Origin of the sequence: Streptomyces sp. BB1-1-1, assembly GCF_031597775.1 — a bacterium.
In the GTDB taxonomy this organism is placed as follows: domain Bacteria; phylum Actinomycetota; class Actinomycetes; order Streptomycetales; family Streptomycetaceae; genus Streptomyces; species Streptomyces thinghirensis.
The window spans coordinates 2,667,274-2,681,980 of sequence record NZ_CP134203.1 but is presented as its reverse complement, the minus strand read 5'-3'; the positions used below and the strand labels follow the sequence as shown (position 1 = coordinate 2,681,980).

Genomic DNA, 14,707 nt, shown 5'->3' with positions numbered 1-14,707 from the left:
CGCCGCGAGCTTCGTGGTTCCGCAAGCCCCGTCCTCACGCCAGACTGTCCCGCCAGGCCCGGTGCAGATCCGCGAACCGGCCCGTGCCGGCGATCAGTTCGGCCGGCGCGCCGTCCTCCACGATCCCGCCGTGCTCCATCACCAGCACCCGGTCGGCGATCTCCACGGTCGACAGCCGGTGCGCGATCACGACCGCCGTACGGCCCTTCAGGACCGTCGCCATCGCCCGCTGCACCGCCCGCTCACCGGGGATGTCCAGCGAGCTGGTCGCCTCGTCCAGGATCAGCACCGCCGGATCGGCGAGCAAGGCCCGCGCGAACGCCACGAGTTGCCGTTGCCCGGCGGAGATACGGCCGCCCCGCTTGCGGACGTCGGTGTCGTAGCCGTCGGGCAGCGCGGCGATGAAGTCGTGGGCGCCGATCGCCTTCGCGGCTCCCTCGATCTCCTCCCGGGTGGCCTCCGGACGGCCGATGGCGATGTTCTCGGCGACCGTGCCGGAGAACAGGAACGCCTCCTGCGTCACCATCACCACCCCGCGCCGAAGTTCGGGCACGGCGAGGTCGCGCAGATCCGTGCCGTCCAGCAGGACCCGGCCGTCGGAGGGGTCGTAGAACCGGGCGAGCAGCTTGGCCAGCGTCGACTTGCCCGCGCCGGTCGAGCCCACGACGGCGACCGTCTGCCCGGCCGGGATCGTCAGGTCGAAGCGGGGCAGCACCTCGCCGCCGGTGCGGTAGCCGAAGCGGACCCCGTCGAAGACGACCTCGCGGCCGGGGTGCTCCGACGCCGGCGGCGGCAGCTCCTTCGGCGCGGCCGGCTCCGGCACGGACGGCGTCTGGGCCAGCAGTCCGGCGATCTTCTCCAGCGAGGCCGCCGCCGACTGGTAGGAGTTCAGGAACATGCCGAGCCGGTCGATCGGGTCGTACAGCCGGCGCAGGTACAGCACCGCCGCCGCCAGCACGCCGAGGGCCAGCGTGCCGTCCGCGACGCGGTAGGCGCCCCACAGCACGATCCCCGCGACGGCCGTGTTGGCGACCAGCCGGGACCCGACGACGTAGCGGGCCATCTCCAGGAGCGCGTCGCCGTTGGTCCGCTCGTGGCGCCGGTTCAGTACGGCGAAGTCGGCGTCGTTGGCGTCCTCGCGGCGGAAGGCGCGCACCGGCCGGATGCCGTTCAGCGTCTCCACGAACTTCACGATCACCGCCGCGATCGCCGTGGACCGCCGCCGGTACACCCGTCCCGCGCGCCGCTGGTACAGCCGCACCAGCCCGTACAGCGGCACGAACGACGCCACCGCGACCGCGCCGAGGCCGAGGTCCAGCCAGAGCAGCAGCGCCGCGATGTAGACGAAGGACAGGACGACCGTCACCAGCTCCTGCAGACCCTCGTCGAGCAGTTCGCGCAGCGACTCCACGTCCGTGGTCGAGCGGGAGATCAGCCGACCCGAGGTGTAGCGCTCGTGGAAGTCGACGCTCAGCTCCTGCGCGTGCCGGAAGATCCGGCCCCGCAGGTCCAGCAGCACGTCCTGGCTGACGCGGGCCGCCGCGGCGACGAACGCGTACTGGAGCGCGCCCGCGGCCAGCGAGCAGAGCAGATAGCCGGCGCCCACCGCGATCAGCGGACCGTGGTCGTCGTCCCGGAGCGCCGGCACTGCACGGTCGATGGCGTACGCCACCAGCAGCGGGCCCGCCTGCACCGCCGCCTGCTGGAGGAGCAGAAGAAAGGTGGTGAGGGCGACGCGGGCCTTCATGGGCGCCAGCAGGGAACGCAGCAGGACGGCGGTCGCGCCCGGCGGACTGGGCAGGACGTCCCGGTCGAACAGGTCGTCGGCCGCGAAGGCCGGGTTCTCGGGCGCCGGCTCGCCCTCGGGCTGTTCCCTATCCGGCGCGGTGGCCGTGGGCGCGGTCATCGGCCGTCCCCTTCCCGGGGTCCCTCGGGACCCTCGTGCGCGTCGAGACCGGACATCAGATGGGCGTACTCGGCGCTGGTGCGCAGCAGCTCCTGGTGGGTGCCGACGGCGGAGATACGGCCGCCGGAGAGCAGCGCCACGCGGTCGGCGAGCAGCACCGTGGACGGGCGATGCGCCACGATCAGGGCGGTGGTGTCCGCGAGGACCTGCCGCAGGGCGGCCTCCACGGCGGCCTCCGTGTGCACGTCCAGCGCGGACAGCGGGTCGTCCAGGACGAGGAACCTCGGTGTGCCGACCACCGCCCGGGCGAGCGCGAGGCGCTGCCGCTGGCCGCCGGAGAGGCTGAGGCCCTGCTCGCCGACCTGGGTGCCGGTGCCCTGGGGCAGGGCGTGGGCGAAGTCGGCCTGCGCGACGGCGAGCGCCCGCCGCAACTCCTCCTCGCCGGCGGCGCCACCGGCCCCCATCAGCACGTTCTCGCCGACGGTCGCCGAGAACAGCGTGGGCTCCTCGAAGGCCACGGCGACCATGGAGCGCAGCTCCTCGCGGGACAGGGCGGCGATGTCCTCGCCGTCCAGCGTGATCCGTCCGGCGGTCACCTCGTGCAGGCGGGGGACGAGCGCGGTCAGCGTGGTCTTGCCACTGCCGGTGGCCCCGACCAGGGCCATGGACTCGCCGGGACGGATGTGCAGGTCTACGTCGTCGAGGAGGGGTGGGGAGTCGGGGGGCGCGTCGGGGTAACGGAACCGGACATTCTCGAACCGGAGACCGCCGCCCCCCGCTGCGGGCAGTCGTGCCTCCCCCAGCGCCTGAACGGCCTGGGAGGTACCCCCAGGGGCGGCACGGGTGGGCGCAGCGGCACCCCGCACCGCCGGGCCGCGCGACCGACCCCCCGACACGGACGCCGGCTCACCCGGCCGCCCCGGCTCCTCCACCTCCGCGTCCATCACCTCGAAGTACCGGTCCGTAGCCGTCGCCGCCTCCTGACTCATCGCCAGCAGGAAGCCGATCGACTCGACGGGCCACCGCAGGGCCAGCGCCGTGGACAGGAACGCCACCAGCGTCCCCGCCGACAGCGACCCGTCCGCCACCTGCACGGTGCCCACCACCAGCGCGGCCCCGATCGCCACCTCCGGCAGCGCCACGATGACCGCCCAGATGGCCGCCAGCAGCCGCGCCTTGCGCAGCTCGGTCCCTCGCAGCGTGTGCGACAGCTCGTGGAAGGCCCGTGCCTGGCTGCGGTGCCGGCCGAACCCCTTGATGATCCGGATGCCGAGCACGCTCTCCTCGACGACGGTCGTCAGGTCCCCGACCTGGTCCTGCGCGCGCCGCGCCACCGCGGAGTACTTCTTCTCGAAGACCGCGCAGGTGATCATCACGGGGATGGCGGGCCCGAGGATCACCAGCCCGAGCGTCCAGTCCTGCACCAGCATGATGCCCACGCCGACGAGGATCGTCACGCCGTTGACCAGCAGGAACGTCAGCGGGAAGGCGAGGAACATGCGCAGCAGCATCAGGTCCGTCGTCCCGCGCGACAGCAACTGTCCCGAGGCCCACCGGTCGTGGAAGGCCACCGGCAGCCGTTGCAGATGCCGGTACAGGTCCGCCCGCATCCCCGCCTCGACGCCCGCCAGCGGCCGGGCCACCAGCCACCGCCGCAGCCCGAACAGCAGCGCCTCCACCAGCCCGAGGAGGAGCAGGTACAGCGCCCCGAGCCACACGCCCGCCGGATCGCGGTCGGCGACCGGTCCGTCCACCATCCACTTCAGGACGAGCGGGATCACCAGCCCCACGCAGGAGGCGACGATCGCCACGCCCGCAGCGGTCGCCAACCGCGCCCGCACGGGCCGGACGTAGGGCCACAGCCGCAACAGGGCGCGCACGGTGGACCGTTCCTCGGTGGGAGCCTTGGCCAAGGCGGGTGTAGTGGGCATCAGCAGCGAGCCTACGGTTCACCACTGACACTGCCCACCGGATTTTCGAGCTCACGGGGGGTCGTACGGGGGCATCATGCGGCATCCCCGGCTGAACCGGCCCGCCGCCGTAGTCCGGGGCTCACCCCACCTTCAGCAGCAGCACCGCCCGCGCCGGCACCGTGATCTCCGCCCCCGCCGGATGCGTCCCGCCCGGTGCGTCCGCCTGTTGCTCCCGGCTGGTGTCGACGACCACCTCGTACCGCTCCGCCCACGGCGGCCCCGGAAGCGCGAAGGAGACCGGCCGGTCGCCCGCGTGCAGGACGGCCAGGAAGCTGTCGTCGACGATCGGGGCGCCGCGCTCGTCGCGGCCCGGTATGTCCCGCCCGGAGAGGTACATGCCGAGGGTGGCGGCGGGCGCGTACCAGTCCCGTTCCGTCATCTCCGTACCCCGGGCGGTGAACCAGGCCAGGTCGCGCAGGCCGTCCGCGGAGTGCGCGCGTCCGGAGAAGAACGCCCGGCGGCGCAGTACCGGGTGCCGGTGGCGCAGCGCGATCAGCCGGGAGGTCAGCTCGAACAGGGGCCGCCACTGAGGGTCGTCCAGCAGGCTCCAGTCGACCCAGCTGATCTCGTTGTCCTGGCAGTAGGCGTTGTTGCTGCCGCGCTGGGTGCGGCCCAGCTCGTCGCCCGCGACCAGCATCGGCACGCCGGTCGACAGCAGCAGCGTGGTCAGCAGGTTGCGGAGCTGGCGGCGCCGGAGCGCCCGTATGTCCTCGTTGTCCGTCTCTCCCTCCGCGCCGCAGTTCCAGGACCGGTTGTCGTCGGTGCCGTCGCGGTTGCCCTCGCCGTTGGCCTCGTTGTGCTTGCGCTCGTACGACACCATGTCCCGGAGCGTGAAGCCGTCGTGCGCGGTGACGAAGTTGACCGACGCGTACGGCCGCCGCCCGCCCCACGCGTACAGGTCGCTGGAGCCCGACAGGCGGTAGCCCATCTCCCGCACGTCCGGCAGCGCGTGCCGCCAGAAGTCCCGCACGGCGTTGCGGTAGCGGTCGTTCCACTCCGTCCACAGGGGCGGGAACGCGCCCACCTGGTAGCCGCCCGAGCCCACGTCCCACGGCTCGGCGATCAGCTTCACCCGCCGCAGCACCGGGTCCTGCGCGATCACCGCGAGGAACGGGGAGAGCATGTCGACGTCGTGCATCGAGCGGGCCAGCGCCGCCGCCAGGTCGAAGCGGAAGCCGTCCACGCCCATCTCCGTCACCCAGTAGCGCAGCGAGTCGGTGATCAGGCGCAGGACGTGCGGCTGGACGACGTGCAGGGTGTTGCCGCAGCCGGTGTAGTCGGCGTACCGGCGGGCGTCCGGCTGGAGGCGGTAGTAGCCGCGGTTGTCGATGCCCTTGAGGGACAGCATCGGGCCCAGCTCGCCCGCCTCCGCCGTGTGGTTGTAGACCACGTCGAGGATCACCTCGATGCCCGCCTCGTGCAGCGCGCGCACCATCCGCTTGAACTCGCCGACCTGCTGACCGGTGGTGCCGGAGGCCGCGTAGGCCGCGTGGGGGGCGAAGTAGCCGATCGAGTTGTAGCCCCAGTAGTTCTTCAGGCCGCGGTCGAGGAGATGGCTCTCGTGCGCGAACTGGTGCACCGGCAGCAGCTCCACCGCCGTCACGCCCAGCCGCGTCAGGTGCTCGATCGCCGCGGGATGCGCCAGCCCCGCGTACGTGCCGCGCAGCTCCTCGGGGATGCCGGGGTGCAGCTTGGTGAAGCCGCGCACGTGCAGCTCGTAGATGACCGAGTCCGCCCACGGCGTCTTCGGCCGCCGGTCGTACGTCCACTCGTCGTCGGGGCCGCCGTCGTGGACGACGACGCCCTTCGGGACGTACGGCGCCGAGTCGCGGTCGTCGCGCACGGTGTCCGCCACATGCTGCTGGGGCCAGTCGCGGACGTGCCCGTACACCTCGGCGGGCAGCACGCTGTAATCATTCCCTTTGGCACCGTCCACCGCGCGCGCGTACGGGTCGAGCAGCAGCTTCGCCGGATTCCAGCGGGCGCCGGTCCACGGGTCCCAGCGGCCGTGCACCCGGAAGCCGTAACGCTGCCCGGGGCCCACGCCCGGCACGAAGCCGTGCCAGATCTCGTGCGTCAGCTCGGTCAGCCGCACCCGGCTCTCCCTGCCACCGGGACCCGGCCCGTCGAACAGGCACAGTTCCACCGCCTCCGCCCCGCCCGCCCACAGCGCGAAGTTCGTCCCCGCCACCTGGTCCGGCCCGGTCCGGAACCGGGCGCCCAGCGGCACCGGTGTGCCCGGCCAGGCCGGCACGGCGGGCGGCGACGCGGCACGCCGCGCGCCGTTCACCGCGACGGCGGGGTGCCCGTCCTCGGCGGCCTGCTTCCCGGCCACCGCCTCCTGCTCGGCTGCGCTGGACACCTGTCAGCCTCCTGCGGCTCGTGGAACGACGTGCCAGAGACGGGAAGACGGGAGAAGGGCGCGCGGTGTCCCGACCGCTGCTCCCCGTCGCGTCGTCCTTCCCCACTGTTCTGCCCACCGCATGGCTCGCACTCACGTTTCCCCAGCGCGGACCGGTCGTTACGGGTGGATGTGAGGCACGTACATGGGCGCGCACGGCGCGCGGCGACCGCTCTGGCCGCCGTACTGACATGGGCAGGACTGCTGGCCGGGGCCGCCGGATGCACCTCGGACGGTGGTGGCATCGGCGGCGGCATCGGCGGGGTGTTCGGGAAACCCCCCGCAGCCGAGGACGTCATCCGCATCACCCCGGACGACGGCAGCAAGGCCGTCCGGCCGGAGGAGAAGAAGCTGTCGGTGCGGGTGCCCGGCGGGCGGCTGGAGTCGGTGAAGGTCGTCAAGTCGCAGGACGCGCAGGAGACCCCGGTACCCGGCCGGATCTCCGACGACGGCCTGCGCTGGGAACCCGACGACGACCGGCTGGCGCTCGCCGCGAAGTACACGGTCGACGCCGTCGCCCTGGACGGCCAGGGGCGCCGCTCGGCCCGGCACACCACCTTCACCACCTACGTCCCCGAGGAGCGCTTCATCGGGTACGTCGCTCCCGAGAACCGCTCGGTCGTCGGCACCGGCATGATCGTTTCGCTGGAGTTCAACCGGGAGATCACCGACCGCGCCGCCGTCGAACGCGCCGTCTCGGTGACCGCGAAGCCCGCCACCGAGATCCGCCCCCACTGGTTCGGCAAGGACCGTCTCGACTTCCGCCCCGAGAACTACTGGAAGCCCGGCACCAAGGTCACCGTCGACCTGCACCTGCGGGACGTCGAAGGCGCGCCGGGGGTGTACGGGCTCCAGCACAAGACGTTCTCCTTCACCGTCGGCCGCAGCCAGGTCTCCCTCGTCGACGCGGCCAAGCGGACCATGCAGGTGCGCCGGGACGGCACGCTGCTGACCACCGTGCCGATCACGGCGGGGGCGCCGAAGACCCCCACCTACAACGGCAAGATGGTGATCACCGAGATGCTCGACGTCACCCGCATGAACAGCCGCACGGTCGGTTTCGGCGGCGAGTACGACATCCCCGACGTCCCGCACGCCATCCGTCTGACCAGCTCCGGCACCTTCCTGCACGGCAATTACTGGGCACCGGAGGACACCTTCGGCCGGGCCAACGTCAGTCACGGCTGCGTGGGTCTGCGCGACGTCAAGGGCGGCGGTTCCGACACCCCGGCGGGCTGGTTCTTCGACCGCAGCCTGATCGGCGACGTCGTCGAGGTGGTCCACAGCAAGGACAAGAAGGTCGCCCCCGACAACGGGCTCGGTGGCTGGAACATGAACTGGGAGAAGTGGAAAGCGGGCAGTGCGGTGAAGTGACGCCGGCGTGATTCCGGCACCCGGCCGCCAACTCGGTACGGAACAGTGACAATTCCGCTGTCCCCTACGCCCCTGGCCTGCGGTTACGATGCGCCGGTGCGCGCGGGCGCACCGGGGCGCGGGCCCGACCAGGTCCGGCGAGGGGAGACAAGTTGAACGTGCGTCCGATATCGGGGGCGTCGCCGGTGGGCAGCCGGGGGCGGGGCGGCAAGGGACGCGGCAGGACGCTGCCGGCGCTGGCACTGGGCGTGCTGCTGACGCTGACCGCGTGCGGCGGGGGAGGGTCCGGCTCGGGAGCCGGCACCGGGGACGACGGCGGCAAGAACGCCAAGGACTCCACCGCGGCGCAGAGCAAGCAGTCCGAGGCCGTCGTCAGCATCGCCCCGAAGAACGGGGCCGAGGCCGTCGACACCAGCGGCGACCTCAAGGTCGTCGCCACGAAGGGCAAGCTCACGGAGGTCCTGGTCAAGGACGCCGAGGGTGCGAAGGTCGACGGGAAGATATCCGGGGACGGCGCCACCTGGACGCCGTCCACCCACCTGGCCGCCGCCACCACGTACACCGTGCACGCGGTCGCCAAGGACTCCGAGGGCCGCACGGCCGCCGAGGACTCCCGCTTCACCACCCTGACGCCGAAGAACACCTTCATCGGCACCTTCACGCCGGAGGACGGCTCGAAGGTCGGCGTCGGCATGCCGTTCTCGATCCGCTTCACCCGGGGCATCACCAACCCCGAGGACGTCGAGAAGGCCATCCGCGTCAAGACCGAGCCGGCCGTCGAGGTCGCGGGCCACTGGTTCGGCAACGACCGCCTCGACTTCCGCCCGGAGAAGTACTGGAAGGCCGGCACCAAGGTCACCGTCGACCTCAACCTCGACGGCGTCGAGGGCCGCGACGGGGTCTACGGCGAGCAGGCCAAGACCGTCTCCTTCACCGTCGGCCGCAGCCAGGTCTCCGTCGTCGACGCCAAGAAGCTCACGATGAAGGTCGTGCGGGACGGCAAGACCGTCAAGACCATCCCCATCACCACCGGCGCTCCCGGCTACGAGACCTGGAACGGCCAGATGGTCATCACCGAGCGGCTCCCGGTGACCCGGATGAACGGCGAGACGGTCGGCTACGGCGGCGAGTACGACATCAAGGACGTCCCGCACGCCATGCGCCTGTCCACCTCCGGGACCTTCATCCACGGCAACTACTGGGGCGGCGACGCCTTCGGCAACCGCAACTCCAGCCACGGCTGCATAGGCCTGCGCGACGTGCGCGGCGGCTGGGACGAGAAGGCGCCGGCCGCCTGGTTCTTCGAGAACTCGCTCATCGGCGACGTGGTCGTGGTGAAGAACTCCAACGACGCGACCATCGCCCCGGACAACGGCCTCAACGGCTGGAACATGTCCTGGGAGAAGTGGAAGGCGTAAGCCGGCGGTGCACCCGCGTCCCGAAGTGGCGCGGGTGCACCCACAACCCCCACGGCGGTGAACGCCCGCTAACCTGCGGAGCATGACCGTACATCTGGAAGTCGCCGAAGGCATTGGCACGCTGCGCCTGGACCGTCCGCCCATGAACGCGCTGGACATCGCCACCCAGGACCGGCTCAAGGAACTCGCCGAGGAGGCCACCCGCCGCGACGACGTGCGCGCCGTGGTGATCTACGGCGGCGAGAAGGTGTTCGCGGCGGGCGCGGACATCAAGGAGATGCAGGTGATGGACCACGCGGCGATGATCGCGCGGGCCCGCGCCTTGCAGGACTCCTTCACGGCGGTGGCCCGTATCCCCAAGCCGGTGGTCGCGGCGGTCACCGGATACGCCCTCGGCGGCGGCTGCGAGCTCGCGCTCTGCGCCGACTTCCGCATCGCCGGGGAGAACGCCAAGCTCGGCCAGCCCGAGATCCTGCTCGGCCTGATCCCCGGCGCGGGCGGCACCCAGCGGCTGTCGCGGCTGGTCGGCCCCTCCAAGGCCAAGGACCTCATCTTCACCGGCCGCCAGGTGAAGGCCGACGAGGCGCTCGCGATCGGCCTCGTGGACCGCGTGGTGCCGGCCGCCGAGGTGTACGAGCAGGCGCACGCCTGGGCGGCGCGGCTCGCGAAGGGTCCCGCCATCGCGCTGCGCGCGGCGAAGGAGGCGATCGACACGGGTCTGGAGACGGACATCGAGACCGGTCTCGCCGTCGAACGGAACTGGTTCGCGGGTTTGTTCGCCACCGAGGACCGCGAACGCGGGATGCGCAGCTTCGTGGAGGAGGGTCCCGGGAAGGCGAAGTTCCTCTGAAGGCGGTCGGGAGCGCGCGCAGTTGACGCGGTGTCTGATTCCGGGTCCCTCGATGGGGCGGTTTATGGCAGCCTTAACGCACCATTAAGCGCATCTTGTCGAGGGAGTCCGCCGCTTGTCTCCGGCCGAGTCGTCCGCGCAGGTCAGTGGGGCTGTTTCCGGCTCCGAACTGCCCGCGGCATATGCCGATCGACCGCCGTCGAGCCAGGGCTCGGCAGGGGCGTATTCCCCGGGAACGGCCACGGAGCCCCCCGGGGACGGTCATGATGGGGGCATGGCGGGGCTGGAGGGTACGGAACAGCCGCGGGGAGCCGGACGGGCGACCGCGGCGCGCTGGTCGCCGGCGGTCGAGGACGAACACGCGCTCAAGGCGCTGGAGTTGTTCGGAAATCCGACGGAGGGCGAAGTTCCGTTACCGTCCCGCCCCGAGTCCGCCGCCACCGCCCGTCGGCTGGCCCAGGTCGTTGCCCTGCGTCAGTGGATGCTCGGCCCCAAGGTCACGGAGGACACCGTCCTGCTCGTCTCCGAGCTGGTGGGCAACGCCGTACGCCACACCGGGGCCCGCATCTTCGGCCTCCACATGCGCCGCCGCCCCGGCTGGATCCGCGTCGAGGTCCGCGACCCCTCCCGGGGGCTGCCGTGTCTGATGCCGGTGCAGGAGACGGACATCAGCGGGCGCGGCCTCTTCCTCGTCGACAAGCTGTCCGACCGGTGGGGCGTCGATCTGCTGCCGCGCGGCAAGACCACCTGGTTCGAAATGCGGGTCGTGGACCGCTGAGGCCCCATCTGCCGCTGGAAGCAACCCCGTTCGGCGGACACGCCACCTACGGGTGAAGATCCGCGCTCCGGCGCCGCGAAGCCGGGATCGTACCGGCATGATCACCACACGCCTGCGGCGACGGGCCGCCGCCGCCGTCCTGTCCCTCTCCGCCGTCCTCGCCACCTCGGCCGCCACCGTCCCCGGAGCGGCGGCCCCGGCGACGGCTCCCGCCAAGGCCGCCCCCGCCTGCCCCCAGTTCGACGACAAGCTCAAGGCCGCCGCCGATTCCGGCGTCGACGTCGCCCGCATCACGCCCGAGCCGGTCTGGCGCACCACGTGCGGCACCCTCTACCGCAGCGACAGCCGGGGCCCGCAGGTCGTCTTCGAGGAGGGCTTCCACGCCAAGGACGTCCAGAACGGCCAGTACGACGTCGAGAAGTACGTCCTGGTCAACCAGCCCTCGCCGTACGTCTCGACGACCTACGACCACGACCTCTACAAGACCTGGTACAAGTCCGGGTACAACTACTACATCGACGCCCCCGGCGGCATCGACGTCAACAAGACCATCGGCGACACCCACAAGTGGGCCGACCAGGTCGAGGTCGCCTTCCCCGGCGGCATCCAGCGGCAGTACGTCATCGGCGTCTGCCCGGTCGACCGGCAGACCAAGACCGAGATCATGAGCGAGTGCGAGAGCAACCCGTACTACAAGCCCTGGCACTGACGGCCCCGGTCCGGGGCAGGCCCTGACTCAGGGCCGGAGGAACAGCGCCTCCGACCCCACCGGCCGGTAGCCCGCCGCCTGGAACGCCCGCAGACTGCGGGCGTTCCCCGCCGAGATCTGCGCCCACACCACCTCACCCCCGGCCAGCTGCCGCGCCGCCGTCACCAGGCGCCGCCCCACCCCCCGGTGCCGTACCCCCTCCGCCACCTCCACCGCGGCCTCCAGCCGCCCGGCGACCCCGCGGCCCAGCACGAGCACCCCGCCGTCCGCCGCCCACACCCGCACGTCGTCGCGTCGCCGGCGGGCCGAGACCACCCGGGGATGCCCGGGATCGGCGACCTCCGTCAGCGCGATTCCGGGGCGGCCCGGAAGCGGAGCACCGGTCAGCAGCACGTCGATCGTGTCGGTCGTCCGTCCCGTGCGCTCCATGAACGCGGTCAGGAACCGCGCGTTCATCGTGGCGGCGAGCGGGTCGCAGCCGAGTCCGTCCAGCGTCTCGCGCACCCACCGCGGGTCCTCGTCCGTGAAGACGACCGAGTGCGCCGTGAACGCGATCACCCCGGCGTCCCGGCCGCCGTGCTGCGGCACCACCGTGGTCCCGCCGTCCGCCGCCGGGAAGACGCCCAGCGCCGCCGCGTCCAGAATGTCCCGCAGGCTCTCCGCCACACCGCGCTCCTTGAGTCTCCACCCACTGGAAGGCCCACACTCCCAGACATGATCGAAGACGGCACCGGTATCATGACCATCGGCGAACTGGCGCGCACCACCGGACTGTCGGTGCGCACCATCCGCTACTGGTCCGACGAGGGCGCCCTGCCCCCGGTGACCCGCTCCGCGGGCGGCTACCGGCTCTACGACGCCGCCTCCGCCGCCCGCCTGGAGCTGATCCGCACCCTGCGCGAACTCGGCCTCGGCCTGGACGCCGTACGCCGCGTCCTGTCCGGCGAGACGACGGTCGCGCAGGTCGCGGCAGCGCACGTGAGCGCCCTGGACGCGCAGATCGGCTCACTGCGGGTGACCCGTGCGGTGCTGTCGACCGTGGCACGACGCGGCTCGACCGCCGAGGAGATGACCCTGATGAACAAACTGGCGCGACTGTCCGCCGCCGAACGGCGACGCATCATCGAGGACTTCATGGCGGAGGTCTTCGAGGGCGTCGACACCGCGGACCCCGACATCCGCACCCGCCTGCGCTTCGCCGCGGCCGACCTGCCCGACGACCCCACCCCCGAGCAGGTGGACGCCTGGGTGGAGCTGGCCGAGCTGATCCAGGACCCGGAGTTCCGGGCGACGATGCGCAGGATGATCGAGTTCAACGCGGCCGACCGGGGGCCGGACGTCCCCGCCGGCTCCTCCCTGTGGTTCGTGAGCCGCCTGGTGCGGCTCACGGGCGACGCGCTGAGGGAGGGCGTCCCGCCGGACTCGCCACAGGCCGCCGACATCCTGCGCGCGCTGATCGGCGACGCCGACCCGGCCGTCGTGCGGGATCGCCTCACGTCGGTGACGAACGTCCGCCTCGTCCGCTATCGGGAGCTCTCCGCGATCGTGAACGGCGTGGAGCCTCCGTCCGCCTACGAGGAGGAGTTCGGGTGGGTGGTCGCCGCACTGGGTGCCCGGACGGGCAGCTAATCTGACCTGCGTCAGAAGGTCGGAATGACCCATGCACGAGATGAGGGGCGGATCGGTGGCGGACATCGAGGAAGCACGCAAGCAGTTCGAGCGGATCGACACGGACGGGGACGGGTTCATCACCGCCGCCGAGTTCAAGACCGCGCTGGCCCAGGGCGGCGACTGGAACGTCACCGAGTCGGTGGCCGAGGCGATCATCGCCGGCCGTGACCTCGACGGGGACAAGCTGCTGTCGTTCGACGAGTTCTGGACGCACCTCAACAAGTGACGACGCCGTGAGGGGCGCCCGTCCGGTCACCCCCGGAGGGCGCCTCTGCGTGGAATAGCCCGCCACGGCCGGAGGTTGGAGCTGATCACCGGCGCGAGCCGCCGGCTGCGCACGACACGACCTCCGAAGGGCCAGGCGAGTCAGCATCATGAAGATCGGCATCATCGGCGCGGGCAACATCGGCGGCAACCTCACCCGACGGCTGACCGCCCTCGGCCACGACGTCTCGGTCGCGAACTCCCGCGGCCCGCACACGCTCACCGCACTGGCCGAGGAGACCGGCGCCACCCCGGTGCCGGTCGAGGAGGCGGCGCGTGACGCCGAGGTCGTGGTCGTCACCATCCCGCTGAAGGCGATCCCGGACCTGCCGTCCGGCGTCCTCGACGGCGCCGCCGACGGCGTGGCGGTCATCGACACGAACAACTACTACCCGCGGCAGCGCGACGGGCGGATCGCGGCCATCGAGGACGAGGGCCTCACCGAGAGCCGCTGGACCGAACGCCACCTCGGCCACCCGGTGATCAAGGCCTTCAACGGCACCTACGCCCAGGACATCCTGGAGCGCCCGCGCCCGGCCGGCGCCCCGGACCGCCTGGCCCTCCCGGTCGCCGGCGACGACGAGGCGGCCAAGGCCAAGGTCAGGTCCCTGATCGACGACCTCGGCTTCGACACCGTGGACGCCGGTGGCATCGGCGAGTCCTGGCGCCAGCAGCCCGACACCCCGGTGTACGGCCTGCGCTCGGGCGTCGAGAACGTCACCAAGGCACTGGCGGAGGCCGATCCGGAGCGGCCCGCGGGCTTCAGGGGCTAGGCTCTGTCCGCCGGACAGACCCTAGGCGCCGTCGGCCCATTTCTTCAGCGCCGCCTTGCTCGCGAAGTCCGCCACGTTGGTGTCGACCGGGTCGTCGGTGTACTGGTGGAAGCGCCACGTGGCCTGGATGCGGGGCTTGCCGGCCGTCACGTAGTCGGCGATCCAGAGACCGTCGCCCGCGTACGAGGTGGTGTCCACGTTCAGCCAGTAGTTTCTGTTCGCGTAGAGGATCACCCGGTTGTCCGGCCGCAGCGCCTTCACCTTCCGGATGAAGCTGTCCTTCTCCGCGTTGCTCGCATGGGTGCCCTCGCCCGTCGTCTCCCAGTCGACGGCGAGGATGTCACCGGCCCGGTCGGGGGCCTTGGAGACGAAGTACTCGGCCTGGGCGGTGAGGTTGCCCGGCCACAGGAAGTGGTAGAAGCCGACGACGAGTCCGGCGTCGCGGGCCCGTTTCGTCTGGGCGGCGAGCTTGGGGTTGACGTACGAACGGCCCTCGGTCGCCTTCACGAAGACGAAGGAGAGGCCGTCCGTGCCGTAGGTGGAGGACTGGTAAGCGCTGACGTCGATGCCGCGCAGCATGACCACTCCCT

The 14,707-nt window shown here is 71.7% G+C and carries 12 protein-coding genes and 1 pseudogene; 8 read left to right on the top strand and 5 right to left on the bottom strand.

Going from position 1 to position 14,707, the window contains the following annotated elements; all coding sequences use genetic code 11:
• Positions 1–34: 34 nt before the first annotated feature.
• The 3 genes from RI578_RS12295 to glgX form a co-directional block, all read right to left on the bottom strand.
• Complete coding sequence (locus RI578_RS12295; RefSeq protein WP_310871122.1) at positions 35–1,906, bottom strand: ABC transporter ATP-binding protein; 1,872 nt, start codon at positions 1,904–1,906, stop codon at positions 35–37.
• Positions 1,903–3,837 (bottom strand): ABC transporter ATP-binding protein, encoded by a 1,935-nt coding sequence (locus RI578_RS12290; protein ID WP_310871121.1) that lies wholly within the window; start codon positions 3,835–3,837, stop codon positions 1,903–1,905. The genes RI578_RS12295 and RI578_RS12290 overlap by 4 nt, the downstream gene beginning before the upstream one ends.
• Positions 3,838–3,958: 121 nt before the next feature.
• Positions 3,959–6,241 (bottom strand): glycogen debranching protein GlgX, encoded by a 2,283-nt coding sequence (gene glgX, locus RI578_RS12285; RefSeq protein WP_310871120.1) that lies wholly within the window; start codon positions 6,239–6,241, stop codon positions 3,959–3,961.
• 171 nt (positions 6,242–6,412) lie between these two features.
• Here glgX and RI578_RS12280 point away from each other — a divergent pair, with 171 nt between their 5' ends.
• From RI578_RS12280 to RI578_RS12260, 5 genes are all read left to right on the top strand, one after another.
• Positions 6,413–7,654: an Ig-like domain-containing protein gene (locus RI578_RS12280; protein WP_310871119.1), complete on the top strand. Its 1,242-nt coding sequence runs from the start codon at positions 6,413–6,415 to the stop codon at positions 7,652–7,654.
• Between the two features lie 152 nt (positions 7,655–7,806).
• Complete coding sequence (locus RI578_RS12275; RefSeq protein ID WP_399059962.1) at positions 7,807–9,072, top strand: Ig-like domain-containing protein; 1,266 nt, start codon at positions 7,807–7,809, stop codon at positions 9,070–9,072.
• Positions 9,073–9,154: 82 nt separating this feature from the next.
• A complete protein-coding gene (locus RI578_RS12270) occupies positions 9,155–9,922 on the top strand; it encodes an enoyl-CoA hydratase-related protein (RefSeq protein WP_310871118.1) in 768 nt (255 codons plus the stop codon).
• Between the two features lie 274 nt (positions 9,923–10,196).
• A complete protein-coding gene (locus RI578_RS12265; RefSeq protein ID WP_310871117.1) occupies positions 10,197–10,700 on the top strand; it encodes an ATP-binding protein in 504 nt (167 codons plus the stop codon).
• 97 nt (positions 10,701–10,797) lie between these two features.
• Positions 10,798–11,409, top strand: coding sequence for an ADP-ribosyltransferase (locus RI578_RS12260; RefSeq protein ID WP_310871116.1), 612 nt, complete (start codon positions 10,798–10,800; stop codon positions 11,407–11,409).
• Positions 11,410–11,436: 27 nt separating this feature from the next.
• On the opposite strand, the gene RI578_RS12255 is transcribed toward RI578_RS12260, so the two are convergent.
• Positions 11,437–12,075: a GNAT family N-acetyltransferase gene (locus tag RI578_RS12255; protein ID WP_310871115.1), complete on the bottom strand. Its 639-nt coding sequence runs from the start codon at positions 12,073–12,075 to the stop codon at positions 11,437–11,439.
• Between the two features lie 48 nt (positions 12,076–12,123).
• On the opposite strand from RI578_RS12255, the gene RI578_RS12250 reads away from it, so the two are divergent.
• The 3 genes and pseudogenes from RI578_RS12250 to RI578_RS12240 all read left to right on the top strand — a co-directional run.
• Positions 12,124–13,038 (top strand): MerR family transcriptional regulator, encoded by a 915-nt coding sequence (locus RI578_RS12250; protein ID WP_310871114.1) that lies wholly within the window; start codon positions 12,124–12,126, stop codon positions 13,036–13,038.
• Positions 13,039–13,093: 55 nt separating this feature from the next.
• A complete protein-coding gene (locus RI578_RS12245) occupies positions 13,094–13,306 on the top strand; it encodes an EF-hand domain-containing protein (RefSeq protein WP_121749557.1) in 213 nt (70 codons plus the stop codon).
• Between the two features lie 130 nt (positions 13,307–13,436).
• Positions 13,437–14,117 (top strand): annotated as a pseudogene (locus RI578_RS12240) (NADPH-dependent F420 reductase); the annotation flags it as partial.
• Between the two features lie 21 nt (positions 14,118–14,138).
• Here RI578_RS12240 and RI578_RS12235 read toward each other — a convergent pair.
• On the bottom strand, positions 14,139–14,696 hold the full coding sequence (locus tag RI578_RS12235; RefSeq protein WP_310871113.1) for a glycoside hydrolase family 25 protein: 558 nt from the start codon (positions 14,694–14,696) through the stop codon (positions 14,139–14,141).
• Positions 14,697–14,707: the final 11 nt, after the last annotated feature.

Bases quoted from the DNA above. Each gene is read 5' to 3' on its own strand.
- RI578_RS12260 (WP_310871116.1), top strand. From the start codon at position 10,798: ATGATCACCACACGCCTGCGGCGACGGGCCGCCGCCGCCGTCCTGTCC.
- RI578_RS12235 (WP_310871113.1), bottom strand. From the start codon at position 14,696: ATGCTGCGCGGCATCGACGTCAGCGCTTACCAGTCCTCCACCTACGGC.
- RI578_RS12270 (WP_310871118.1), top strand. From the start codon at position 9,155: ATGACCGTACATCTGGAAGTCGCCGAAGGCATTGGCACGCTGCGCCTG.
- RI578_RS12265 (WP_310871117.1), top strand. From the start codon at position 10,197: ATGGCGGGGCTGGAGGGTACGGAACAGCCGCGGGGAGCCGGACGGGCG.
- RI578_RS12295 (WP_310871122.1), bottom strand. From the start codon at position 1,906: ATGACCGCGCCCACGGCCACCGCGCCGGATAGGGAACAGCCCGAGGGC.
- RI578_RS12250 (WP_310871114.1), top strand. From the start codon at position 12,124: ATGATCGAAGACGGCACCGGTATCATGACCATCGGCGAACTGGCGCGC.
- RI578_RS12290 (WP_310871121.1), bottom strand. From the start codon at position 3,837: ATGCCCACTACACCCGCCTTGGCCAAGGCTCCCACCGAGGAACGGTCC.